The organism is Methylotuvimicrobium buryatense (genome assembly GCF_005931095.1).
Lineage (GTDB): Bacteria > Pseudomonadota > Gammaproteobacteria > Methylococcales > Methylomonadaceae > Methylotuvimicrobium > Methylotuvimicrobium buryatense.
This window is the reverse complement of sequence record NZ_CP035467.1, coordinates 1006922-1032048: the sequence shown is the minus strand read 5'-3', so window position 1 is coordinate 1032048 and position 25127 is coordinate 1006922. Positions and strand designations below refer to the sequence as shown.

The window sequence follows — 25127 nt, the reverse complement described above, 5'->3', positions numbered from 1 at the left end:
CTTAAAGGCCGCGGCATCGTATCAGCCCATACTGCGGTCATAACGCCGATGCGCAACCTGAAAGTCTTAAAAAAATTCTAAACATGGGACAGGAATAATCAAGGATACCTTAAATGAAAAGAATGCTTATCAATGCCACGCAACCTGAAGAACTGCGTGTCGCTTTGGTAGATGGTCAAAAACTTTATGATTTTGACATTGAAGTCCCTTCAAAAGAACAAAAAAAGTCAAACATTTACAAAGGCATAATTACCCGTATCGAACCCAGCCTAGAAGCCGCTTTCGTGAATTACGGCTCCGAAAAACACGGCTTTTTACCGTTTAAGGAAATTGCTCCGAACTTCAGGCAGCGCGCCGAAGGCGATGCATCCGAAGGCGGACGCGCATCTATCAAAGATCAAATCAAGGAAGGCCAAGAAATCGTCGTTCAAATCGAAAAAGAAGAACGCGGAAACAAAGGCGCGGCATTAACCACCTACATCAGCCTCGCCGGAACCTATTTGGTATTGATGCCGAACAACCCGAAAGCCGGCGGTATTTCCAGGCGCATTGAAGGCGATACGCGAAATGAATTGCGTGAAGTCATGACAGCGCTGGAGATTCCCGACACTATGGGCCTGATCGTCCGTACGGCCGGATGCGGCAAAAGCGCCGAGGAACTGCAATGGGATTTAAATTATCTGTTACAACTCTGGGAAGCGATCGAGCGTTCGGCTAGCGAGCACTCGGCACCTTTTTTGATATTCCAAGAAAGCAATGTCATCATTAGGGCCTTACGCGACCATCTACGCGGTAACATCGATGAAATCCTGATAGATAAGGAAGAAGCATTTCACCTGGTGCAAAAGTTTTTGAAACAGGTCATGCCGCACTTTTTGTCCAAAGCGAAACTCTATCAGGATTCGGTACCTTTGTTTAGTCGCTATCAAATCGAATCGCAAATCGAAATCGCCTATGGCCGCGAAGTATCGCTGCCATCCGGCGGCTCGATCGTGATCGATCATACCGAAGCATTGACCTCGATCGACATTAACTCGGCACGCGCGACCAAAGGCAGCGACATCGAAGAAACCGCTTTAAACACCAATCTTGAAGCCGCCGATGAAATCGCGCGTCAGTTACGGCTCCGCGATTTGGGCGGTTTGTTCGTAATCGACTTCATCGATATGATGGCCAATAAAAATCAACGCGCGGTCGAAAACCGTCTGCGCGATGCTTTAAAAATCGATCGAGCCCGCATACAAACCAGCCGTATTTCGCGTTTCGGCTTGCTTGAAATGTCCAGGCAACGGCTGCGTCCTTCATTGGGCGAATCGACGCAATTGATCTGCCCGCGCTGCAAAGGCCAAGGGACGATTCGTAATGTAGAATCGGTTGCACTGGCAGTGCTGCGCGTACTGGAAGAAGAAGCGATGAAACCCGGCACCGAAAAAGTCATCGCGCATTTACCGATCGAAAGCGCGACTTTCCTGCTCAATGAAAAGCGGCCCGCTATCGAATTGATCGAGTCTCGATTAAAAGTCGGCATCGTGATTCTACCGAGCAAACACCTGGAAACGCCGGCTTACACGATCGACCGGATCAAGGCCAAGGATGCCGTCGAGGAAAAGCCTAGCTATCTACAAATCAAGGAAGAAGATATTCCGCTTCCTGAATTCGCGCAACAGATCAAACCCAAAGCCGAGCAAGCGGCTATTAAGGAATTTTTACCCGATGCACCGGCGCCGGTACAAAATCGTAATACCTCGGCCAGCCTGGTTAAGCGCTTTTGGCAAAAATTGATCGGCGGTAAAGATGAAGCGCCACCCATGCCCCAACCAGCCAAAAAACAGGAGCGCAAAGAAGGCGAAGAAAGAATCCCAGGCAAAAAACGCGATAATAAACGCGGACCGGGAAGCCGGAACAACCGACCTAAAGGCCCCGCCGATAAGCGTGAAGCGAAACCTGCCGAGCGGCAAGAGATTATTCCTGAAGAAGTCGCTCAACAACCGGTTGAGTCGGACAAAACCACGAATGAAGCCATCGAACAACCGGCAAAAAAACCGCAATCCAGAAATGGAAGAAGAGGTCCGAATCGACGTCGCCCTAGAAACCCGAATTACAAAAAACCGGACTCTTCACAACAGAGCGAAATCAGCGGACCGAATGCGCCAACTCAAACCGATGATGGACCGAAGCAGGTAGAGCCCGCCAAGACACAAGACGATAAACCTCGCCGCGATCGGGAAGCCGCCCCCGCTAAACCGGACAACCATAACGACAGCAAACCCGTTGTTAAATCCGAAAGCGAATCGGACGCCTAAGCGCTTTAATTTCTTCTAATTTCACGGTTGCCAGAACCAAAATACCGGCAACCGTGATTGCTAAATTGCATCTTAAATTTCGGCATTAGCTCATGAAGGCGACGCCCCTCGGTAAACCCTACCTTCAATGAAACAACGATTTCCAGCATATAACCCCAAACATCCAGAAAAAGGGGCTTACCTTTCCCCTTTCACCTATATCTAACCTCAACAGCATCCACCCCCAACAAACGCCTTAGCCGCAAAACCAATTCATCCGAAGGATGCACCCGCCATTCATCGCCGAACTGTAGCGATGACTTAGCCGTTGCGGAACGATAACCAAACACAATAGGACAAGAGCCTCCCTTGAACGGTTGCAGCGTCTCATCGAGCTTATCGACAAACGCTTTCGCATCGCCCCCTTCAGCCGCATTCGCCCACTGCAACGCAAGACATCGGGCATATTGATTGCGCGCATCTTCGATACCGTATAACTTATCGACCGTAAGCCTCAGCATGCCGCTGAAATCATCGATAGCGACACCGCCTTCTGCAACCAGCAACGCATCCTTGGACAATAAATCGCGGTATCTCTCGTAAATGTCGCCGAAAATAGCGAGCTCAAGACGGCCGGACCGGTCATCCAAAGTCGCAAAACCCATCGTCTTACCGTTTTTATTTTGCCGCGTCCGCAATTCCACGACCAAGCCGGCAGTACGCGCCTCCATCTTGCCTCGCGTGCGCTCGACGTCGCCGAGTATTTTCGAAATATTGCCGTTGACGATATGCTTCAGTTCTTCTTCGTATTGCGTGATCGGATGCCCTGTCAAAAACAACCCCAAAGTCTGCTTTTCCGCGGCCAATCGCTCCGATTCGGTCCAAGGCTCGGCTTCAGTCGTGTAGACGTCTTCCTGTATTCTGTCATCTTCATCGGGCATGCCCAACCCAAACAAATCGTTTTGACCGGTTTGGGCCATTTTGCCGTGCTGTTCGGCCACTCGTAATGCAATAGGCAATTCCGCCAGATGCGCCGCCCGATTGTCATCGAATCGATCGAACGCGCCCGCCCTAATCAAGGCCTCGAGTACGCGACGATTAACCTTCCTCAAATCGACGCGCTTGCATAAATCGTACAGCCCCTTGAAAGGGCCGTTAGTTTCGCGCTCTTTTAATAAATCCTCGATCGCGGATTCGCCGACACCCTTGATCGCTCCGATTCCATAAACGATTTGGCCTTTGTCGTTGACCGTGAAACGATAATTCGAATCGTTGAGATCGGGCGGGCAAATCGTCAATTTCATCTCGCGGCATTCTTCGATCAAGACCACGACCTTATCGGTATTGTCCATATCGGAAGACAACACCGCCGCCATAAACTCGGCACGATAATGCGCCTTCAGCCAGGCGGTTTGATAGGCGACCAAGGCATAGGCCGCCGAATGCGACTTGTTGAAACCGTAGCCGGCGAACTTTTCCATCAGGTCGAAGATATAGGTCGCGACACCTTCCTCAATGTTATTCGCGACCGCGCCTTGCGTGAAAATTTCTCGCTGCTTGGCCATCTCCTCCGGTTTTTTCTTACCCATCGCTCGGCGAAGCATGTCCGCACCGCCGAGGGTATAGCCGGCCAGTTCCCGAGCGATCTGCATGACCTGCTCTTGATACAGAATGACGCCGTTGGTCGATTTGAGAATCGGTTCCAACATGGGATGGGCATATTCGGCTTTTGCGCCATGCTTGACATTGATATAATCGTCGACCATGCCCGACTCGAGCGGACCGGGCCGAAATAATGCCACCAAGGCGATGATATCGTCGAAACAATCGGGCTTGAGTTTTTTGATCAACTCTTTCATGCCGCGCGATTCCAACTGGAATACCGCAGTCGTTTGTGCTTTCTTCAATAATTCATAGGAGGCCGGATCGTCACGCGGAATCGTGCTAATATCGACGACAACCTCGCCCATTCGCTGCTTTTTTCGATTGATCGTCTCGAGTGCCCAATCGATGATCGTTAGCGTTCGAAGCCCCAAAAAGTCGAACTTGACCAGACCGACCGCCTCGACGTCATCCTTGTCGAACTGCGTCACTAGATTACCGCCGCCTTGCTCGCAATAAAGCGGCGTGAAATCGGTCAACTTGGTCGGCGAAATCACCACTCCCCCGGCATGTTTTCCGGCATTACGCGATATTCCTTCGAGCGATTTCGCCATGTCGATCAGCGTCTTGACTTCCTCTTCGGTCTCGTAGAGCTGCTTGAGATCGGGACTATCCTGCAGCGCTTTAGTCAGCGTCATGCCGATTTCGAATGGAATCAATTTTGCCAAACGGTCGACGAAACCGTACGAAAATCCGAGCACCCGTCCGACATCGCGCACCACCGCTTTTGCCGCCATCGATCCGTAGGTAATAATCTGCGCGACATGGTCGCGGCCGTAATGCCGCGCGACATAGTCGATGACCTCATCGCGCCGGTCCATGCAGAAATCGACGTCGAAGTCGGGCATCGAAACCCGCTCCGGATTCAAGAAGCGTTCGAATAATAGATCGAATTCGATCGGATCGAGGTCGGTAATTTTCAAGACATAAGCAACCAGCGAGCCGGCGCCCGAACCCCTGCCCGGTCCCACCGGAATCGCGTTATTCTTGGCCCATTGAATGAAGTCGGCAACGATCAGAAAGTAGCCGGGAAAGCCCATCTGCGTGATTACTTTCAGCTCGGTCTCGAGCCTGTCGTAATAAACCCGGCGGTTCTCTTCCTCGCTACCGGAACCGAAAGCCGGATGTTGTTGAAAGCGCTCTTCGAGTCCCTGACGGGACTCTTCGATCAGATAGTCATCGATCGTCATGCCTTCCGGAACCGGAAAGTCGGGCAAATAATTTTCGCCTAGCGTCAGCTCCAGATTACACCGCTTGGCAATTTCGACCGAATTTTCCAAGGCTTCAGGAATATCGGAGAACAGTTCCTGCATTTCTTCACTGCTACGCAGATATTGCTGATTGGTGTAATCTTTCGGCCGCCGGTTATCGTCCAAGACTCGTCCTTGATGAATACAGACCCTAACTTCATGTGCATCGAAATCTTCCGGCCGAAGGAAGCGCACGTCGTTGGTCGCGACGACCGGCAGATCCATTTGTTGAGCCAAATCGACAGCGGCCGCGACATAGCGTTCTTCCTCGGCTTTACCGACACGTTGCAACTCGAGATAAAAGGAATCCTCGAATAAAAGACTCCATTCCTCGGCCAGTCGTTTGGCCTCGTCGATATTTTCCGCAAGCAGGGCCCTTCCGATATCGCCGCGCATCGCGCCGGACAAGGCGATTAGTCCATTATGGTTATCGGCGATCCATTCGCGCTGTACCATGGGCACACCCTGATGCTGACCTTCCTGGTAAGATTTTGAAATTAATTCGGTCAGCGTCGTATAGCCATTAAGGTTTTTAACCAACAGCGTTAGACAATAAGGCGATGACGGATCGTCGGGATTGAAGATGTGCACATCGGCACCGGAAACGGGCTTAATTCCTTGCCCAAGCGCGGCTCGGTAAAACTTGACCAACGAAAAAAGATTGGATTGTTCGGTGACCGCGACGGCCGGCATGTTCATGTCGGCCAAGGCTTTAATCAGCGGCTTGATTCGAACAATGCCGTCGACCAGGGAAAATTCGGTATGAAGTCTAAGATGAACGAATGAAGGTTGCATGCGGGATTTACGGTTATCGCGCGGAGGCGCAGAGGCACGGAGATTTGAAGAAGCTTAAGCTCTGCTAGCCATGAACTTAGGATTCGGTCATAAATAACTTCCTGGAGTTATGAGCTTTGTCGAGGGTTCGGTAACTCGCCTGGCAGGACGCCGTGAATACGTCCATGTAGGCTTGACGACGGCTTTCCTTGCCGCCGACACCTGCCAATCGAGCAACCGAATCCTCCAAAAATAGGGGAGTTATTTTTCGCGAAATCCTTAATAACGCGAAAATAGATTTTATACCTTATTTCGGAGCCGGGTGAACAAGCCCATTTAGGTTCTATAACAGCATCTATAAGCTAATGCTGAATTTGAGTGCGATAGCTATAACTTAATCTCCGCGCCCTGCGCGAGATTAAAATTATTTAATCAAGGCCTTTACCGGAGCGAAAGATTTTCTGTGAAACGGCGTAATACCCAACTGCATTAATTGTTGCCGGTGCAATTCGGTCGGATAGCCTTTATGCAAATTGAAACCATAGCCCGGATAAAGCCGCTCCAAAAACAGCATTTCTCTGTCTCTAGCGACCTTGGCCAATATAGAAGCCGCGGAAACAGCCGGTACCAGCGAGTCGGCCTTGACCATGGCCTCTCCAGGCAAATCGATCGGGGGATAGCGATTGCCGTCAACGATAATCCAATCGGGAACCGGGTCGATCATGGCGATCGCTCTCGCCATCGCCAACAGCGCCGCATGCAGAATATTGATACGATCGATCTCGCTCGGTTCCGCCCGCGCCACGGCCCAGCATAGCGCATCCCTCTTGATGGTCAACGCCAGCGCTTCACGTTGCCTTTCGGAGATTTTCTTCGAATCTTTCAAGCCTGCAATCGGATTATCCGGGTCTAAAACGACAGCCGCTGCAAACACGGCACCCGCAAGACATCCTCGACCGACTTCGTCGACTCCGGCAACCCTTTGCATAGTTATCGTAGAATACCCCGAGTCACGTTCCTCAGGAAACTAACCATCGTCGACAACTCGTCGCTATCGCCGGCCATGCCTTCCATTTCCTCGATTGCATCCTCGAGCTTTAGGTTCATTTTATAAAGAATTTTATAGGCTTTTCTGATTTGCCGAACTGCCTCCGGCGATACGCCATTGCGTTCCATGCCAACCGAATTGATGCCATGCGGGCGCGTCGGGCGACCACCAACCATCACGAACGGAGGAATATCCTGAGTAATCGCGCTTCCCATCGCCGAAAAACTGTATTGCCCTATTTGGGTAAATTGATGGACCAGCGTAAAACCGCCCAAAATTGCGTGGTCGGATAAATGTACATGACCAGCCAACGATGCGCCATTGGCCATAATTACATGATCGCCGATTATACAATCGTGAGCGACATGCGTATAAGCCATAAACAGGTTATCGGAACCGATCTGCGTTACGCTCCGGTCTTGCAATGTCCCTCGATGCATCGTCACGAATTCTCGAATGACATTTCTATCGCCTATTTCAAGCCGGGTTACCTCAGAAGCATATTTTTTATCTTGAGGATCTTCGCCTATCGAGGCAAATTGATAAATCCGATTATCCTTGCCTATGCTGGTCGGCCCGTTGATGACGACATGAGGCCCTATGACCGTACCTGCGCCAATCGTGACATCCGGACCTATGATCGAGAACGGGCCGACAGTAACATCATCGGCTAATTGGGCGCGCTCGTTAATAACTGCTCTTAAATCTATCAAAATCAATTCACCGCTGCGGCACACATAATGTTGGCACTGGCCACAAATTCGCCTTCCACTTCAGCTCGGCAATCGAACGACCAAATATTGCGTTTACTTTTAACGAATTTGGCTTCCAGCATCAATTGGTCGCCGGGACTCACCGGTCTCTTGAATCTAGCATTATCGATACCCACCAAATAATAAGTCATACCTTTTCCCAAATTAGGATCGGTTTCCGACGCCAACAAGCCGGTCGCTTGCGCCAACGCTTCCAAAATCAGCACACCGGGCATTATGGGCAAATGCGGAAAATGCCCTTGAAAAAAAGGTTCATTGTAAGTCACGTTTTTAACGGCCAACAATCTGACGCCGGGTTCACATTCGACCACTTTATCGACCAATAAAAAGGGATAGCGATGCGGTAAAAATTCTTGAATTTGTAAAATATCTAGCTTGATAGACATGGATGATAAAGTGTGATTATGGGTAGGTATGTTTCCGGAAACTTTAGCCTTTTGCTCTCTTAACGTCTAAATTAATCGGGCATTGCAGACAGTTTTTGCTGAATTTGAGCAGTGACATCGACCGTTTCGCTCGCATAAATAACCCCTTCGGTCAGCAATAAATCGAAACTTTGGCTCTTGGCCAATTCGCGGATCGCTTCGACAATTTTGCGCTGTAATTTGCCCAGCTCTTCATTACGGCGAATATTGAAATCTTCGCTGAACTCTTGCTGACTTCTTTTAAATTCTCGTTGTTTATTAAGAATGTCTTTTTCCAGGTTTCTTCTTTCGGAATCGCCCATCACCGCAGCATCCCTATTCAATCTTTCCTCAAGGTTCTTGATATCGTTTTGCTGAGCGACAAGCTGCTTGTCCCTCGGAGAAAACTCTTGCTCCAAACGTTTTTTGGCTTTTTCGGCTTGAGGCGCCTTTTCCAGGACCGCCGGAATATTGACAAAACCGATCTTCAATTCCGCCCAAGCCATATTGGCGCACACCATATTGGCGCCCAATAGTAAACCCAAAAATAAAACAACTTTATTTTTCATTATCGAACTCGTAATTTAAATTAAAAATAGTATCCATAAACGGACAAGTCTGCGATGTAACCGTCAAATTATAGGTGATAACCCGCTTAAACCAAACATATACTTCTGTTAAAATCCGGAACCGAATGAAAACTGGAAGATTCTTTCATCATCGCCTTCTTGAAGATTCAGTGGTTTACCGGCACTGACCGCAATCGCGCCGAACGGCGACAGCCATTCTCCGGATATGCCGACCGAATAACGCATATCTCCTCCGATATTGCTAGGAGTGTCGGAAACCGTACCCACATCGAGAAAGGTCCCGAGCCGAACCGACTTGAGATCCTTCATGAACGGAATCGGAAAAAACACTTCGGCGCTACCAGCCACTTTGGTCGCCCCACCGAAAGGTCGTCCTTGCGAGTCTCGCGGCCCCAGCGTGTTATCGTTAAAGCCGCGCACCGAGCGCACGCCGCCGGCAAAATAATGTTCGAAAAACGGCAAACTATCGGTCTTGCCGTAGCCGTCGCCGTAAGCCAATTCCGCACTTAAGCTAAACGTTAAATCCTTCGCAATCGGAAAATATTGCTGCTGTTTATAACTGACTTTGTAATATTCCAAATCGCTGCCCGGAACCGTGCCTAACGCGGATAGTCGGTACTGGCCGCCATCGGTCGGAAAAATCGCGCGATTCAATGTGTCGTAGGTCCAACCGATCGACGGCGACAACGTGATAAAAGTATCGCCTTCCCTTTTCAGGAAAGCTCTCACTTCATTCGCTGTAAAGCCGGTTTCCTTGAGTGAGGTATGTCTAAGATCGATATTGAAGTTAAGCCGGTTAAATTCGCTAAGCGGAATACCGAAATTAGCGCCGATATTCGCGACGTCAGTCAAATAGCTGGATATATTCGCCTGCTGAGCATCGGTGGTCCGATAACCGATATCGTAGCCGAGACTGACGCCATCCAACGTAAAATAAGGATCGTAAAAACCGAAGCGGTAATTGGTCGAAATATCGCTGTTGTTAAATGCCAAATTAAGCCGCTTACCGGAACCGAAAACGTTATCCTGGGAAACGTTGGCATTAACGATAATACCTTGTACTTGCGAGAAACCGATACCGGCCGTCAAATTACCGGCCGGCCTTTCGGTGACCGAATAATTGACGTCGATCTGATCGGCGGTGCCGGAAACGGGCGGCGTTTCAACATTCACTTCTTCGAAATAACCCAAACGTTCGAGACGCACTTTCGACCGTTCGATCTTGCTCGTCGACGCCCAACTCGACTCCATTTGGCGCATTTCACGGCGCAACACTTCATCGCGGGTCTTGGTATTGCCTTGAAAATTGACACGATTGACATAGACACGCTTACCCGGATCGACATAAAAGGTCATCGCAACCGTTTTATCGGTATCGTTTATTTCAGGCACCATGTTGACATTCGCAAACACATAACCCTCATCGCCTAATCGATCGGAAATCGCTTTCGAGGTTTCGGTCGCATTCTTGCGGGAAAAAATTTCGCCCGGCCCCACTTGCACCAAGTTAACCACTTCTTCGGGATCGATGATCAGATTACCGGCAACCTTGACTTGTTCCAGCATAAACACATCGCCTTCCTTGACGTTGACGGTGATATAGATTTCTTTTTTGTCGGGTGTAATCGCAACTTGCGTCGATTCGATCGAAAAATTGATATAGCCGCGATCGAGATAATACGAACGCAGCCGCTCGAGATCCGCCGCTAATTTTTGTTTCGAATATTGATCGTCTTTCGTATAAAACGACAATAAATTGCCGGTGCTCAATTCGAAATTATCGAGCAAATCGGCGTTGTCGAAGGATCGATTGCCGACAATATTGATTTCCTTAATTTTCGCTACCCGGCCTTCGGAAATATTGATGCGAATACCCACGCGATTGCGGGTCAACGGAGAAACTTCGGTATCGATTTTAAGGCCATATTTACCGTGACTAAAATACTGGCGGCTCAATTCTTGCTCGACCTTCTCGAGCATTTGTTGATTGAATACCTTGCCCTCGGCAAGCCCAATATTATTCAAGGCCTTGAGCAAGTCTTCGGAGCTAATATCTTTGTTGCCTTCGAAAATGATTTTAGCGATCGATGGCCGCTCCGTAACATTGACGATCAGCGTCGAACCTTCCCTCGCCAGCGAAACATCCTTAAAGAAACCGGTTTTAAATAAGGCTCTAACCGCATCGGGAATCCTATCCTCGGATAAAAATTCACCGACATTGACCGGAAGATAATTGTAGACAGTACCCGCAGAAATTCGCTGCAAGCCGTTGACCTGAATATTATCGACAACAAACCCATCGTCGCCTTTAACCGCTTGGGAAACAACCAGAAACAGTATGAAAAGGCGCGTAAAAGTCTTTAAATTCATGAAGAGGAATGGAAGCATCGATACGATTTAGCTAAAGCGCGATTATATCACAGGAGTTTGAACATCCATATTGCCGAAAAGTCATCATTTTTTCTGTAAATTTAATGACTTGATACGTTGAATCGCTATAAATCGAGACAAATTTCCTTATATTCCAATGAGTCATTAACTAAAGTTATTGTAAGACGAGAGGTTGAATAAGCGGTTAGCAGAGAATAGAGAATAGAGAATAGAGAATAGAGAATAGAGAATAGAGAATAGAGAATAGAGAATAGAGAAATGATGCGGATTTTCAACTACTTGTCAAGCGCCACCTTTCACCTTTCACCTTTCACCTTTCACCTTTCACCTTTCACCTTTCACCTTTCACCTTTCACCTTTCACCTTTCACCTTTCCCCTTTCCCCTTTCACCTTTCACCTTTCACCTTTCACCTTTCACCTTTCACCTTTCACCTTTCACCTTTCACCTTTCACCTTTCACTACTCACCATTCACTGCTTACTGCTTACTGCTTGAGATAGTAATCCGACTGCATTTCGATCAATCGCGAAACCGTTCGTTTCAGGAAAAATGCGCGTATGTTTTCGTCATAGAGCTCCCTTGCCGCAACCTCGGCACTGCAAATCAGAATGACTTTATGAAAATACAAAGCATCGACCAATGTCGAAAAACGTTTGGCCTCATCATGATTATCAAAACCGAATCGCGGAATGCCGGATAAAATGACGACTCTGAAGGCTTGCACGATTTTCAAATAATCGGCCGGCCCTAACGGCTGCCTGCACATCTCATCGAAGGTGGTCAACGCCACCTCGCCATGAGCGGCCCGCATTACGACATTTCTACCCAACACCTTAAGACTGCAAGGCTTCAGCGGTGCGGAATGGGTCAGTGCGCGGTAACACTGCTCTAAAGCCGAAGCCGCATATTCGTCGAGCGGGTAAAAATAGGTTTTTTCAGCGCCGTGAAGTCGCGTCAATCGATAATCGTGCTTGGCAACGAGCTCGACGACATCCGCCGAAGCCTTCAATAGCTTGATGAACTTTAAAAACAGCTCCGGAACCAATCCGGCTTGATATAAATCATCGGGATGCCGGTTTGAAGTAGTGACGATTACAGTACCGAGCTCGAATAAACGACTGAACAGCCGATCCAATATAACGGCATTGGCGACATCGATCACATGAAACTCGTCGAAACAAAGTAGCTTTGTCGAGGCATTAATTTCGTCAGCCAGAGCATGAATGATGTCCTGTTTTTTTTCCAAACGCCAGCGATGAGAGAACTCATGAACTTCCAATATAAAAGTATGGAAATGAACCCGACGTTTTTCCTGAATAGGACAATGGTCGTAGAACAAATCCATTAACATCGACTTGCCCCGTCCTACTCCACCGTAGATATACAAACTCTTGCAAGGTTTTCCGCGCGTCGAAGGCAACCTCAAAAATCCTGACCGATCTTCGGTAGTCAATTTGTCCAGCATTTCCTGAAGGTAATGCAATGCCTCGACCTGGGCCGGATCATAGTCGATAAGGCCTTGCTCTACTCGCCACTGGTATTCGATTAGCAACGATTCACCGGCAACGTGCTTAGCTTGAGCCGGAGTCATTTTGCTTAGGAATTTTTTAAACATGGGATGGCTTTTAAAAACCGACTGGGTTTTCTCGACAAGGTGAACCGATTATCCTGAATTCGGTAATTTATACCTTTCGCACTTCAAATTTCGGCGATGCTTAAGGAGGCGCCGGGGTGAGCGGTAAAGGCTTTGCCAGCATGAATGCTGGCATAGAGCCTACATGGACGTATTCACGACGTCCTTTGACGATCACCCCGGTGCCGAATTTTGATCCACGATGGGTACAACCATGAAGCTCATGGAGCATTTCTAGGAACTGCCTTAACCGAACAAAAAAGCGCTTTCTCAACATCGCAAAACAAGGACGCTAATACCGAAACTTGAAGTGCGATAGAGATAGCCGCGCTCCGGTCAACCTGTAAAGCAGTCTGCATTACTGCTTTCCTTTCAATAAACTCTCAAGATTCGCGAAAGGATTGAAAGTTGCGGTTTTACCGCTATCTTTGGCTGAACCGGTATTGTAATGAGCGTGCTCATAGCGGGCATGTTCGTTGTCATGGCAATACAGACACAATAACTCCCAATTGCTGCCGTCCGCAGGATTATTATCGTGATTGTGGTCCCGATGATGAACGGTCAATTCTCTGACATTGCTATGATCGAATTCCCTCGCGCAACGCCCGCAAATCCACGGATACATTTTCAACGCTTTTTCGCGGTAGCCCTTTTCTCGTTCAGCCTGACTACGGCGCGCATCGAGAACGATTTGATCGAGTTTGGTTTTATCCAATGGTTTTTTCGTAGGCATAAAATCACCTGATTATTAATACTGTTGTGACTATAAAATCGACCGGATCGCATCACTCAACAACGCATCGAGTTTGATACAAGATGTCGGATGTTCAATGCTGTCCGTACTCCAAATTTCTTTGACGCCTGCCGCGCGAATATGCGACTCGGCATCGCCGCAAAACAACGGATGCGTGATCGCGGCATAAACGGCACGGGCGCCGGCGTTTTGCAACAAACCGATCGTGCGGGCTAGTGTTCTTCCGGTACTGGCCATGTCATCAATGATAACTACCGATTTGCCGCTAAACTCCGCTTCCGGCAAGGTAATATCGACTTCTCGGTCGCCGCGTCTGATTTTATCGGCTACCGCATAATCGAAACCGATTTGCGAGGCAATACCGGATACCCATTGTTCGGATTCGCTATCCGGTCCGAGCAGCACCGCATCACTTAACTGCCGGCGCAAAAAATCGCCAATCGCACCGGCCGCGGAAAGACAAACCGCATTTGCAAGCGGGATCGCCTGATGTAAATGAGAAATACGGTGCAGATGCGGATCGACCGTTAGAACATCATCGAACAAATCAGCCAACATCCGGCCGACAATGCGCTGACTGACAGCCTCGCCGGGACGATTAGCGATATCCTGGCGCATGTAACAAAGATATGGCGCCACCAAGGTAACTCGCTTAGCGCCCAACTCCCTTGCTGTCCGAGCAAACAGCATTAATTCGATCAATTTGTCGTTCGGCTGGTCGAGACTTCGGCAAACGATAACATGTTCGGGTAACACTGCCGGAAGCCGAACCAAACTTTCGCCGTCGGGAAAACGGTGCAATTCAATGAGTTCGAACGGGGTTTCAAGCCTGCAAGCCAGTCTCTCGGCTTGTGCGCAATAATCGGGAAAGGCCAGTACCAGCATCATATTAGAAAGCCACCAACGGCTTCAAAACATGCTCCTCTACGCCGATACGATAACCGTTATCATCGGCCGCTAGCGTTTTCGCGAATTTAAAATCCGCCGAAAAGCCTGCATAGACCCGATAAATCGGCTCGCCTTTCTGCACCCTGTCGCCGATTTTTTTCAACAGATCGACGCCGGCTTTTTTATCCATCGGTGCGCCGGCAATCCGGGCAATCTTGGCCATTTGAAAATTATCGATATGGGTCACAATGCCGTCTTGATCTGCGCAGACTTCGTGACATAAAGTGCCGGGCGTAAAGTCTATGGTTTTGGCACCTTGAGCCTGTATCAAATCGTTCATTTTGGCGAGTGCCCGACCCGAATCGAGAATATCGCGCGCAATCGCATAGCCCTGCCCGCCTCTAACATCGGGATCGAACTCAATAATCCTTCCGGCTAATTGCAGCGATTTTTGGCGCAAATCGAACGGCGCATCGGGATTGTTTTCCAGCACCTGCATGATATCGCGCGCCTCGAGCACCGGGCCGATGCCGCGTCCGACCGGCTGGCGGCCGTCGGTAATCATGACTTCCAAATGAATATTGAGTTGATCGCCGACAAATTCGAATAACTTGCGTAAAGCAAGCGCCTGGCGCATGTGCCGAACTTTTGCGGTCGGCCCGACCGGAATATCGACGATCAAATGCGTGGAACCCGCCGCCAATTTTTTCGACAGAATAGAGGCCACCATTTGCCCTTGAGAATCGATCCCGAGCGGGCGCTCGACCGAAATTAGCAGATCATCGACCGGCGCCAGTTTTGCGGTGCCGCCCCACGCTAAACAGCCACGTTCCTGACGTACGATATCATGTAAGCGTTCAGGCGGTAAATTAACTTCAGCCAAAACCTCCATCGTATCGGCGGTACCGGCCGGCGACGTAATCGCCCGGCTCGACGTTTTCGGTATCAACATGCCGTGCGCGGCGACAATCGGCACGACCAACATCGAAGTTCGATTACCCGGTATGCCGCCGATACAATGTTTGTCGGCCACCAGCGACTCGTGCCAATTCATGCGCTCGCCCGAATCCAGCATTGCTCGCGTCAAATACAAGAGTTCGTCTCGGTCGAGATTGTTTTGGCCGGTCGCAACCAAAAAAGCCGCCATCTCCATTTTCGAATAGCGTGTCTCGGCAATATCCTTGGCAATACTAGTAAAATCATCCTGACTCAAGCGTTCGCCGTTAATCTTTCGGCGCACGGCATCCATCGACACGGGCGGCTCGGCATGTTCCACCGTAACTAATGCGCCTTCGTCAATATTGAGTTTTTGGAAAGCTTGCTCGGAAAGACCCAGCTCGCCGGAATGCACGATGGAGCTATCGTCCACAACATTGAGCACTGCCAACAGTTTGTTGCCGTTCGCGCAAACCTTGATTTTCGACAACGCCTGAAAACCCTCGGCTCGGTAAAACGCGCATTCCCGGTTTAAATAAGCGACGTTTTCATGATACGTATCGATGCCGATACGGCGGATTTGTAACGTGTCGTTACTCATAAAGAGTCTAAATTAAAATAAATTCGCCTGATAATGCTTGTTGCAACAAACAATGTCAACCTAAGCCGATAAACATTAACCTCGAACAAACCCTTAACCGTATGGCAAGGACAAAGGATTGCCCTACTTGAAATTAACGGTATCATACAGAAAAAACTGCTTCGGGCTTAACCCATGAATTCACCCCCTCTCGAAACTCGATTGATCCCTTCACTCCTCAACAGCCGAGCATACCCTCATGCAAGCGCTACGATTGAATTATTGGAAACGCATATCTCCTGGATACTGCTGACCGGCGAATTTGCTTATAAAATTAAAAAACCGGTCGATTTCGGATTTCTGGATTTTTCGACCCTCGAAAAACGCCGCTTTTGTTGCGATGAAGAATTACGGCTCAACCGCCGTTTTTCGTCATCGCTTTATCTGGACGTCGTTCCGATAACGGGGAGCCCCGAAAAACCCGAGATGGGTGGGACAGGAATGGCAACCGAATATGCCGTAAAAATGCGGCAATTCGATCAGCAAGGACTCATGAGTATGCGCGCCGAAAATGGCCTGCTTTCAACCGACGATATCGACGGCATCGCCCGAATCGTCAGCCGATTTCATAACGACACCGAGACGACAGCCCCTGAATCGCCTTATGGCGAGCCGGACGACATAAGGCATTGGAGTGAAGAAAACTTTCACCACATCGAACCGTTGCTAGACGACGCATCGGAAATTCGCCGACTGAAAAGCCTGCACACCTGGACCCGGAACGAATGGCAACAGAAGGCCGAACTCATGCAGCAACGTAAACGCCAAGGCTTTATCCGGGAATGTCACGGAGATTTACACTTGGGCAATATCGCGCTGATCGACGGCCAGGTGACGCCCTTCGATTGTATTGAATTTAACCCGATGCTGCGCTGGATCGATGTCGCCAGCGAAATGGCCTTCATCTTCATGGACTTGATTCACCGCCAATTCGAAGCATTGGCATGGCGACTGCTCAACCGTTATCTGCATCAAACCGGTGATTATCAAGGTTTAGCCTTACTGCGCTATTATTTGGTTTACCGAGCCTTGGTACGCGGCAAGGTGGCATTGTTGAGAATGCAACAAGACTCCGACCCAAGTAACCGCAATAGCATAAAGGCAGAATACCAAGCCTATGCCGATTTAGCCGAGCGCCATATTCAAACGCCACGACCAATGTTATTAATCACACATGGCTTCTCGGGGTCAGGCAAATCCTTTTTTGCCGAAAAACTGGCCGAACAACTCGGAGCAATCCATCTCCGCTCGGATATCGAACGCAAACGCCTTTATGGTTTCGCTCCTCAAGAATCAACGAATTCCGAGGCGGGAGGCGGCATTTATAACACTGAAGCAGGCGAGATTACCTACCGGCATTTGGCTGATACGGCTCACGCCATACTGAATGAAGGGTTCAGCGTGATCGTCGACGCCACCTTTCTTAAACAAACCCAACGCGCGGAATTTATTGCATTGACCGAAAAAACCGACGCATTGCTACTCATCTTGGATTTTAAAGCAAGCCAAAAAACCTTGATCGAGCGTATCGACTCTAGGCAAAAACGAGGCACCGATCCCTCCGAGGCCACACCCGACATCTTACAACGACAGATAGACTCGGACGAACCTTTAACGGAACCGGAACAAAACATGACCATAACGGTCGACACCGAAAACGAATCGGCTTTTGAGGATTTATTCGCGGCGATACAGACTTTAGGAATTGGTCATAAGGAGATTTGATCGTAAATAACTTCCCTATTTAAGGAGGGTTCGGCTGCTCGATTGACAGGTGTCGGCGACTGGAAAGGGTATCTTCCATCATTCCGTATATTGCCGAGTCCTTGATTTATAATCGGTCAACGATTTGAAATGTGCGTCGCGATCTTCCCGGTTCTTAGGTTTTAATGTATTGTCTCTGACAGGCTGTTTCGGTAGTTCACGGCTCTCTTCAGCTTTGTCGACAATCGCTCGATGGCTTGCCGCCTTGTCGAAGACTTCCGTTTTCGGAATATTGGAAGGCGAGCTCAACGCTAAAAACAACCCGAAAGCCCATATGGTCAATGCCGCACAAAGCAAAAACAGCCTATTTTTTTTCAGCGTAGCCTTGTTCAACTTTTTGACGATCAGTCCGCCTCGCACCAGCGGCTCGATCATCAATGCGGCACAGAGCATGAAAAAGCCAATGATCAGATAAGGAAAAAACGAAAGTAAAACATTGAACAGATAAGTACTCATGCCGTATCGGCGAAAATCCGAACCGGTCCGAATCCAGCTGGTTTTCCGCTCCTCCCTAGAAGCCTTTGATAAAAGTAGCCGAACATAACCGCAATCAATGCTTTCCCAGCATGACACCGCCGGCGATTGTGCCGAGCATTTCCATCGGAATAAAGACCTTGTTATTCGATTCGCTCATTTTGTCGAGCACATTCAGAGAGCGGTAGCGGATGTATTCGTTCGTGACCGACTGCGCCAGAATCTTGTTAACTTCGGCCTCGGCCTCGGCTTTTTCGACGTCGATAGCGCGTTGCATGCGTTGCTCTTGAAGCTTGCGCTCTAATTGCACTTTACTGATTTCCAATTGCGCCTCTTCCTGCTGAATCATTTCGCGCCGTTCTGCTGCATTTTCCTGCGCCTTAACGATGATTTCCGGATACCTTATGTCCGCCAACCCGACATAGCGCACTAAAAACGGCGTTCTTTCGCCTATGCTCTTCGATAATTTGGCGCTCAATTCGGAATTGATCGCTTCCCGAGAAGAACTGATCTCGGCAATCGTATAATTCGACAAAAACTCTCTAGCTTCCGACCGGATAATCTGCTGCGCATAGGTCTGGTAAACCTTATCGAGAGGAATGCTTTCAACATCGCCAACTTGCTCCGGCGCTATTTTGGAAAACAATTCATCATACTGTTCCGGCTTAACAGCCAGCGTCATCCGCAAATCAAACGCCATATTCAACTTGTCTTTCGGCATGAACAACTGCATTTGCTCGGCTTTGGCTATGTCCGAAACATTCATGACGACCAACTTGTCGCAATAGGCCCAACAAGGCTCTAGCCTAAACTTCGAGGTATTGACGATGCCTTCCTTGAAGCCGTATTGGGTCATGATCTTCCCGACATGAGCAGACGGCACTTCAACCTTACTGCCGCAACCCGCCAGGACCGAAGAAGTTAGAATACAAACAACCAGAAGTTTTCGCTGAATCATAATTTTCTCGCACTAAATACAAATGGACCCGGAAATCTTATAACCTCGAACCTGATTAGCAAGATGCTTCAGCTTGCTGAAGCCAATTGTCCGAGCAGTGGCCAGTCGTAGCCACTTCTGCGGGACGGGTTATTTAACCCGTCCCCAACGTTTCGGTTTGCCCTAAACATTTCGGCTAACTTCGGCCAAAGTCAAAACGTTTAGGACGGGGTTGCAAACCCCGTCCTGCTAGGGATATGCTGGTTTTTGGCCTTTAGCTGAAGAAACTTGCTAATCAGGACCTCGAATATAGACGACCGGGAAAAATTTGCCTTATTTACTCCCTTTATACTCAAAAAATGGTTAACTTTATGAAGGTATGGGTTGTGGCTAGCGCGAATGTCGGCATCGGGGTGCCCATCAAAGGACGCCGTGAATACGTCCATGTAGGTTCTATGACAGCATCCATGCTGCCAAAGCCTTTGCCGAACACCCCGACGCCTCCATACGCTAATGCCGAAGTTTGAAGTGCGATAGGTATATTCTTAGACGGTTTTTCTATCAAAAGGGAGTAAGTTCGGCTTTTTCGAATGCAACCAACAATACCCTTATTAGATTCTACGAACAGTCCGCCTGAGATTCCGCCAACAAAATCAATGTAATATTATCGTCGGCCGCATTCGCCAACGCTTCTGCCAGAAGTTGCTCGGTCTTATTATCCAAGCTCCCATCCCCTGCGAGTATGGTCGCGATTGTTGAATCGGGCACTTGACCGGTCAATCCGTCGCTGCAAAGTAATACAATATCCCTCTTATCGCGTATTTCCTCGACCACATCCACTTGCACAACTTCTTTGTCGGAACTGCCGATCGCTTGTGTGATAACGTTTTTATAGGGGTGGGTCTTGGCGCTTTCTTCATCGATTAAGCCTTGATCCATCAGCATTTGTACATAGCTATGATCCTTAGTCAATTGCCTTAATCCATTATTCCGCCAGAGATAGGCGCGGCTATCACCGACCCAGGCAATTTGATAACGCCCCTCTTCAATTTGTATCGCGACTAAGGTCATCCCCATCCCCTGGGCTTCTGGATCTTTGAAAGCTTGCTCCTTGATTTCGAGATGCGCGCGTTGAATAGCTTCGATCAATTTTGCTCCGGAAGCCAGCTCGCGATGCAAGGTCATTAAACCGACCGCGCTGGCGACTTCTCCGCAATTATGTCCGCCCATGCCATCTGCAACGGCCCAAATACCCTTTTCAGGAAGCATTAAAAAACTATCTTCGTTATTGCTTCTGACTTTGCCTGAATGAGAAAAACAACTGAATTGAACATTCGGCTTGTCGGTTTTTTTGGCTTGGTTATGAACAAGCCGCTTGAATAGATCGAATTTCATGCCCGTTCCTATTCGGATAATAATCGCTTTATCCGAAAAAACTCTGCGGAACTTGAAAAATTATCATTGATTCCCGGCTCCAATCGCTTAGATAGCTTATTTAGACGAGCTTGATGTTGCTGTTCGTCGCCTTTTACCGGCAAGCGATCAATGATATTCAGCAGGACGTCAGGCGGAAAACCGGCGGCCTGCAAGATATCCAATGCGATCGCATCCGCTTCGATTTCCCTATCGATATCGATGATCTGCACCAGCGTGCCTATTTGCCTATGCTTTTTGCCAGATAAGCCTGGCCGGAGACAAAAATGACCGGCTAATTGATGCCCCATTTCATGAGCCAATATCGCCGCGAGTTCGGCTTCATTCTTGACGAAATGAAAACTGCCTTCGGTGATATAAGTGCGCCCGTCCCCAATCGAGAATGCGTTGACCGAGCTATCCCTGACTGTAAAAAAGCGCCATCCCGAAGTCGGCCAATCGATTGGCGTAAACCACTTTAGCCAAGGCCCGCTTCGGGGAACAAGACGCTCCCCGAGGGTTTGCAAATATCGGTTGACAATGTCCTGGCTCGGCCTTAATGGCCATTCCTGTTCTATGCGATAGGCGGCATTCGCGGAATGCTGCTGTTCGCCGGAGCAATTTGCCCACGCGGACCTCGAGATCTCACAGCCACCGACCAGCAAATAAAAAAATACCCCTGCAATCGTCCTTGGCACGCTTCTTTTGATTACCCGCAAACGAAGCATTAGCGCTTATTGAACGATAAATACGGCCTGATTGATATCGCTGCTGGTGCCGGCTTGCACTTTGGTTTCGACGACATAGGTACCGGCCGATGCATTCTTAGGTATCGGAATCGTCGCATTGACGGCATAACCGCCGGCGGAACGCTGCACATTTTGAGGCGGAGCCTCGAAAATTACCTTTCCGTCCTTTTTCAAGACCCAGGTTTCCTCGACCGAGGCTATGCTTTGATTTTGCGGTACCGACAATGAATAATCGCTGGCAACCATGACTTGTTGTCCTGGAGCAACGGTATCCGGCGAAGCCGTGCCTTTATTCAAACGGACCAGCACGGTATTGGCGGCAGGCGTAAAACCGTATAGCGATTGGTCCTCGGCCGGACTGCGCACCTGCTCAGAACTGTATTGCGCCAATTTGACGGCGCCCCAACCGAGTGCGGCACCGCCGGCCGCCGCCGCTAAACCGTAGCCGACATTGCCGGTCAATAGACCGGTCGTCAAACCGGCTGCCACGGCGCCCAATCCCGCACCAATGGCTTGTTGATTTTCCGGTGTAGTCGCACATCCGGTGATCAGGCTGACGCATACAACCGCACTTAGGGCTGTTTTAGGAAATGCATGATTCATGATGAAATCCTCATTAGATTAGCGCTGCTACTGAACGGACGGCCTGTTGTAAAAAGGATCGTTATCCGGCAGAAGCGGGATTTTTTGATTTAATAGGTTGAGATAATTATCAATCGCTTGGATAGGCGGCGGCTCTATCGCTTCGAATTCACCATTGTCGTAATAATATTTACCGCTACCTGTCGGATATTCGATACCGACCTTGAACGAGTGCTGCTCGCCGTCAACAGGAATATAGGAGCGAAAAGTCACGACATAGTCGCTTTGTAGAATGTTTTGGATTTCTTCGACAATGCGCTGCATCCTGTCATAGGTTTCACCCAATGAATAATAGATGCCGAACGAGTTTTTCGATATGGACTCCAGGTTTTTAAAATAGTCCACGGAATTCTTGCCGTAAGCAAGCGAATACACGGGAATGGGGATCCGCATCGAAGTAATTCGGCCATTCAGCTCTTCGCGAGAAAGCGCACTGCCTTCGTCTCGCCCGTCGGAAAAAACGACTACCGAACACGAAGCAATAACATTATCGGCCGAAGGGTCTACTGACGATCCTTGCGCCGACATGCCGCACATCTGAATCGCAGCCCCGATACTATCGTAAATACGGCTTTTCATACCATCGATTCGAATATCCGCCAACCTTCTAGCAAGGGCGCCCGCATCCCTTTCGAATTGAGATACCAAATCATAACCTTCTTTGGTATCTCGTATCGCCAGGATCGCGACCTCATCCTGGGGCCGTTTGCTGTCGATAAAACGAGCAGCGGCTCTGAGCGCGGTTTCCGATGCCGTTCCCGCCATCGACTTGCTGGCATCGATTACCAAAACGGAACGGGTTGCCTCACTTCGATTGCGTATGCTTTGAATGCCATATTGGCGTTTCATCGGATCGTAGCTTTTGCCTTTGATCATCAGACCGATATTCATTTCGTTGAGATTCACCAAAGGCTGCATGTTTTGATCGAAGGTCCGAATATACAATTGTACAAACGGATACAAAGCATAATTTACCCGATAGACTTTAACGCCGTAACCGCCGGGCGCTGCAAATCCGTAGCCGCCGGCATGCGCTGGGCCCGTAAGAAACAAGGCTTGCATTAAAACCAATACAGATACTATAAAGCTCCCCGCCCCGTAAAACCGTTTTTTGCCGGTCTGTTGCGTTTGTCTTAAGTTGTTCATCATGACGTTGATTCCTCTTTATAAAGTAGTGTTTTACCCATCGGACTCAATGTCCGATTCCCCCATAAACAACGACTAACACTTTATACTCCAGCAATTCCCTGTTTGAGCAGTTTCGCCGATTTTAAGGTGTGGGGTATGCCTGTCGAGGAACGCCGTAAACCCATCCATGGGGGCTTGGCGGCAGCTCCCTGCTACCGACATCCTCGCCAAGCATACCCCACACCCTTTTTGATCCCCAAATTGGGAATTGCTGCTTTATACTCAAAGAAGTTACTCGTAACTGCGAATGCTTAGGATTTCGCGACAAATAACTTACCGGAACAATGATCTTTGTAGCGGATTCGGTTATTTGCGCCCCTAACCTAACGTATTTTTTGTGTTTGCCCCGGAATAATAACCCAGCCGGAATTATCTTCCTTAGGCTCGGTTTTGGCTATCGGTTTAGGTTGCGGTTTCGGCTTCGGTTTAGGGCGTGCTACCGGTTTCGGAGGCGTGCTTGACTGCTGAACAACGCGATTCGAGTCGAGTGTTTGCGCGGCTTTATTGACCGAAGACTGGTTATCCGATTCCGGTTGAACGGGCCTGCGTTTATTCAATATTTCCAGTGCCGACAAACCTGAATCTGCCGAAGGCACGACAGGCTTCGAGACAACGGAGGGAGCGGCAAACGGCGATTCCACCGCAGCAGGAGACGCGCCATCGGCAATTCCGGTCTCACGCGGTAAAGACTCGGGTTCGGGACCGGCACTTGCAATCGGCGCTTCATTCGAACCGTCTTTGAAAAACAGCCAATAGGCGCCGCCGGCAAACGCTGAAAACAGCACTACGACAACGACAAGCAAAATCGCCAGTTTTTTTATGGAGCTATTGTGAGCTTCTGCATATTGAGTCGTTGAACGTGAGATCGGCTGCGAACGATTCCCTTGGGTCTTAATTACCGGCCCGAATTGCAAATCGGAAATTTGCACCGTTTTGCCGGACAGCAAAGCCTCTTCATCAACTTGGCTAACGGCTGAAAATACACCGATGAATTCCGCCACGGTCTGCGGGCGCTCATTGACATTGAGACTCAATCCTTTAAGAATCATGTTATCGATTACATCCGGCAATTCGGGCGCAATTTGTTTGGGAGGCGTCAAGGCTTTACCGGACACCCTTTCATGCGCCGCGACCGGCATTTGACCGGTCACGGCAAAATAAACCGTGGCCGCCAATGAATAAATATCGGATCGAATGTCGGTACCGGTGCCCATGACCTGCTCTGGCGGACTGAAACCGATTGATGCCGCTCTCCCCAAGGTACGGGTCATTTCGTTGGGCGAAGATTCCTTGGCGATGCCGAAATCAATCAGCATGATTCTGTTTTCATCGTCCAGCAAAACGTTTTCCGGCTTCAAATCCCGATGGATAATCGGCGGATTTCGCGAATGCAGATATTCGAGTACCTGCCCGACCTGAACGATCCAGTCCTTAAGGTCCGTAAAGACAATTCTACCGAGCCGCTTGCATTCGGTAGCCAGCGTTCGGCTACCGCCGAATTTCAACACCAAATAGACCATGCCTTTTTCATTGAAACGGTCGACAATGATCGGGATCGAGGGATGATCGAGGTTGCTCAACAACGAAACTTCATATTCATCGAATAACATCTCGGGAATTTCCTTGAGCGCCCAACGTTTTCCTTTCACGCGTTGGTCTTCGACTAGGTAAGTCGCGCCGAAACCGCCTTTTCCCAGCACTGTTTGGATAATATAGCGATCGCCAATCAAATCGCCGACGCCTTTCAGCCAACCGAAAATACCGCGTATCGAGCCGTTAGGTGCGGTATCGATATGCGCTATTTCGTATTGGCATTTTGTACACCGGTATTTATTTTGCGCGATCACATCGGCCGAATCCGGTTGATCGCATTTGGGACAGGTCCGGGGCTGTTCTTGTGCTGTTTCATTCATATATGTTCAAATCGGCTTCGG

Annotated in this window: 19 protein-coding genes; 2 read left to right on the top strand and 17 right to left on the bottom strand. The window is 49.1% G+C overall.

Annotation, left to right across the window (positions count from 1 at the left end; translation table 11 throughout):
• Window positions 1-113: 113 nt before the first annotated feature.
• Window positions 114-2303, top strand: a complete 2190-nt coding sequence (locus EQU24_RS04850; protein ID WP_017840576.1) for an Rne/Rng family ribonuclease — start codon at window positions 114-116, stop codon at window positions 2301-2303.
• A gap of 191 nt (window positions 2304-2494) precedes the next feature.
• On the opposite strand, the gene dnaE is transcribed toward EQU24_RS04850, so the two are convergent.
• From dnaE to EQU24_RS04800, 10 genes are all read right to left on the bottom strand, one after another.
• A complete protein-coding gene (gene dnaE, locus EQU24_RS04845) occupies window positions 2495-5989 on the bottom strand; it encodes a DNA polymerase III subunit alpha (RefSeq protein WP_017840577.1) in 3495 nt (1164 codons plus the stop codon).
• 403 nt (window positions 5990-6392) lie between these two features.
• Window positions 6393-6956, bottom strand: coding sequence for a ribonuclease HII (rnhB, locus tag EQU24_RS04840; RefSeq protein WP_017840578.1), 564 nt, complete (start codon window positions 6954-6956; stop codon window positions 6393-6395).
• A gap of 2 nt (window positions 6957-6958) precedes the next feature.
• Window positions 6959-7729: an acyl-ACP--UDP-N-acetylglucosamine O-acyltransferase gene (gene lpxA / locus EQU24_RS04835; protein ID WP_026130148.1), complete on the bottom strand. Its 771-nt coding sequence runs from the start codon at window positions 7727-7729 to the stop codon at window positions 6959-6961.
• A gap of 2 nt (window positions 7730-7731) precedes the next feature.
• A complete protein-coding gene (fabZ, locus tag EQU24_RS04830) occupies window positions 7732-8175 on the bottom strand; it encodes a 3-hydroxyacyl-ACP dehydratase FabZ (RefSeq protein ID WP_014149549.1) in 444 nt (147 codons plus the stop codon).
• Window positions 8176-8246: 71 nt separating this feature from the next.
• Window positions 8247-8762: an OmpH/Skp family outer membrane protein gene (locus EQU24_RS04825; RefSeq protein WP_017840580.1), complete on the bottom strand. Its 516-nt coding sequence runs from the start codon at window positions 8760-8762 to the stop codon at window positions 8247-8249.
• 108 nt (window positions 8763-8870) lie between these two features.
• On the bottom strand, window positions 8871-11153 hold the full coding sequence (bamA, locus tag EQU24_RS04820) for an outer membrane protein assembly factor BamA (RefSeq protein WP_017840581.1): 2283 nt from the start codon (window positions 11151-11153) through the stop codon (window positions 8871-8873).
• Window positions 11154-11659: 506 nt separating this feature from the next.
• Window positions 11660-12766, bottom strand: a complete 1107-nt coding sequence (zapE, locus tag EQU24_RS04815) for a cell division protein ZapE (protein ID WP_244310906.1) — start codon at window positions 12764-12766, stop codon at window positions 11660-11662.
• 400 nt (window positions 12767-13166) lie between these two features.
• A complete protein-coding gene (locus EQU24_RS04810; protein WP_017840584.1) occupies window positions 13167-13541 on the bottom strand; it encodes a YajD family HNH nuclease in 375 nt (124 codons plus the stop codon).
• Between the two features lie 30 nt (window positions 13542-13571).
• Window positions 13572-14450 carry a ribose-phosphate diphosphokinase gene (locus EQU24_RS04805; RefSeq protein WP_017840585.1) on the bottom strand — a complete coding sequence of 293 codons (879 nt, stop codon included), beginning with the start codon at window positions 14448-14450 and terminating at the stop codon, window positions 13572-13574.
• 1 nt (window position 14451) lies between these two features.
• Complete coding sequence (locus EQU24_RS04800) at window positions 14452-15987, bottom strand: thymidine phosphorylase family protein (protein ID WP_017840586.1); 1536 nt, start codon at window positions 15985-15987, stop codon at window positions 14452-14454.
• A gap of 174 nt (window positions 15988-16161) precedes the next feature.
• On the opposite strand from EQU24_RS04800, the gene EQU24_RS04795 reads away from it, so the two are divergent.
• Window positions 16162-17751, top strand: coding sequence for a bifunctional aminoglycoside phosphotransferase/ATP-binding protein (locus EQU24_RS04795; RefSeq protein ID WP_026130150.1), 1590 nt, complete (start codon window positions 16162-16164; stop codon window positions 17749-17751).
• A 78-nt stretch (window positions 17752-17829) separates the two neighbouring features.
• Here the strand turns inward: EQU24_RS04795 and EQU24_RS04790 are convergent, their stop codons facing one another.
• The 7 genes from EQU24_RS04790 to EQU24_RS04755 all read right to left on the bottom strand — a co-directional run bounded on the left by EQU24_RS04790 (window position 17830) and on the right by EQU24_RS04755 (window position 25106).
• Window positions 17830-18246: a hypothetical protein gene (locus tag EQU24_RS04790; protein WP_014149374.1), complete on the bottom strand. Its 417-nt coding sequence runs from the start codon at window positions 18244-18246 to the stop codon at window positions 17830-17832.
• Between the two features lie 94 nt (window positions 18247-18340).
• Window positions 18341-19222 (bottom strand): SPFH domain-containing protein, encoded by an 882-nt coding sequence (locus EQU24_RS04785; RefSeq protein WP_014149375.1) that lies wholly within the window; start codon window positions 19220-19222, stop codon window positions 18341-18343.
• A 597-nt stretch (window positions 19223-19819) separates the two neighbouring features.
• Window positions 19820-20596: a PP2C family protein-serine/threonine phosphatase gene (locus EQU24_RS04775; protein ID WP_017840589.1), complete on the bottom strand. Its 777-nt coding sequence runs from the start codon at window positions 20594-20596 to the stop codon at window positions 19820-19822.
• Between the two features lie 8 nt (window positions 20597-20604).
• Window positions 20605-21312, bottom strand: coding sequence for a M48 family metallopeptidase (locus EQU24_RS04770; protein WP_175421662.1), 708 nt, complete (start codon window positions 21310-21312; stop codon window positions 20605-20607).
• A gap of 36 nt (window positions 21313-21348) precedes the next feature.
• Window positions 21349-21966, bottom strand: coding sequence for a hypothetical protein (locus EQU24_RS04765; RefSeq protein ID WP_017840591.1), 618 nt, complete (start codon window positions 21964-21966; stop codon window positions 21349-21351).
• 27 nt (window positions 21967-21993) lie between these two features.
• Window positions 21994-23154 carry a vWA domain-containing protein gene (locus EQU24_RS04760; RefSeq protein WP_017840592.1) on the bottom strand — a complete coding sequence of 387 codons (1161 nt, stop codon included), beginning with the start codon at window positions 23152-23154 and terminating at the stop codon, window positions 21994-21996.
• A 362-nt stretch (window positions 23155-23516) separates the two neighbouring features.
• Window positions 23517-25106 (bottom strand): serine/threonine protein kinase, encoded by a 1590-nt coding sequence (locus EQU24_RS04755; protein ID WP_017840593.1) that lies wholly within the window; start codon window positions 25104-25106, stop codon window positions 23517-23519.
• Between the last annotated feature and the right edge of the window lie 21 nt (window positions 25107-25127).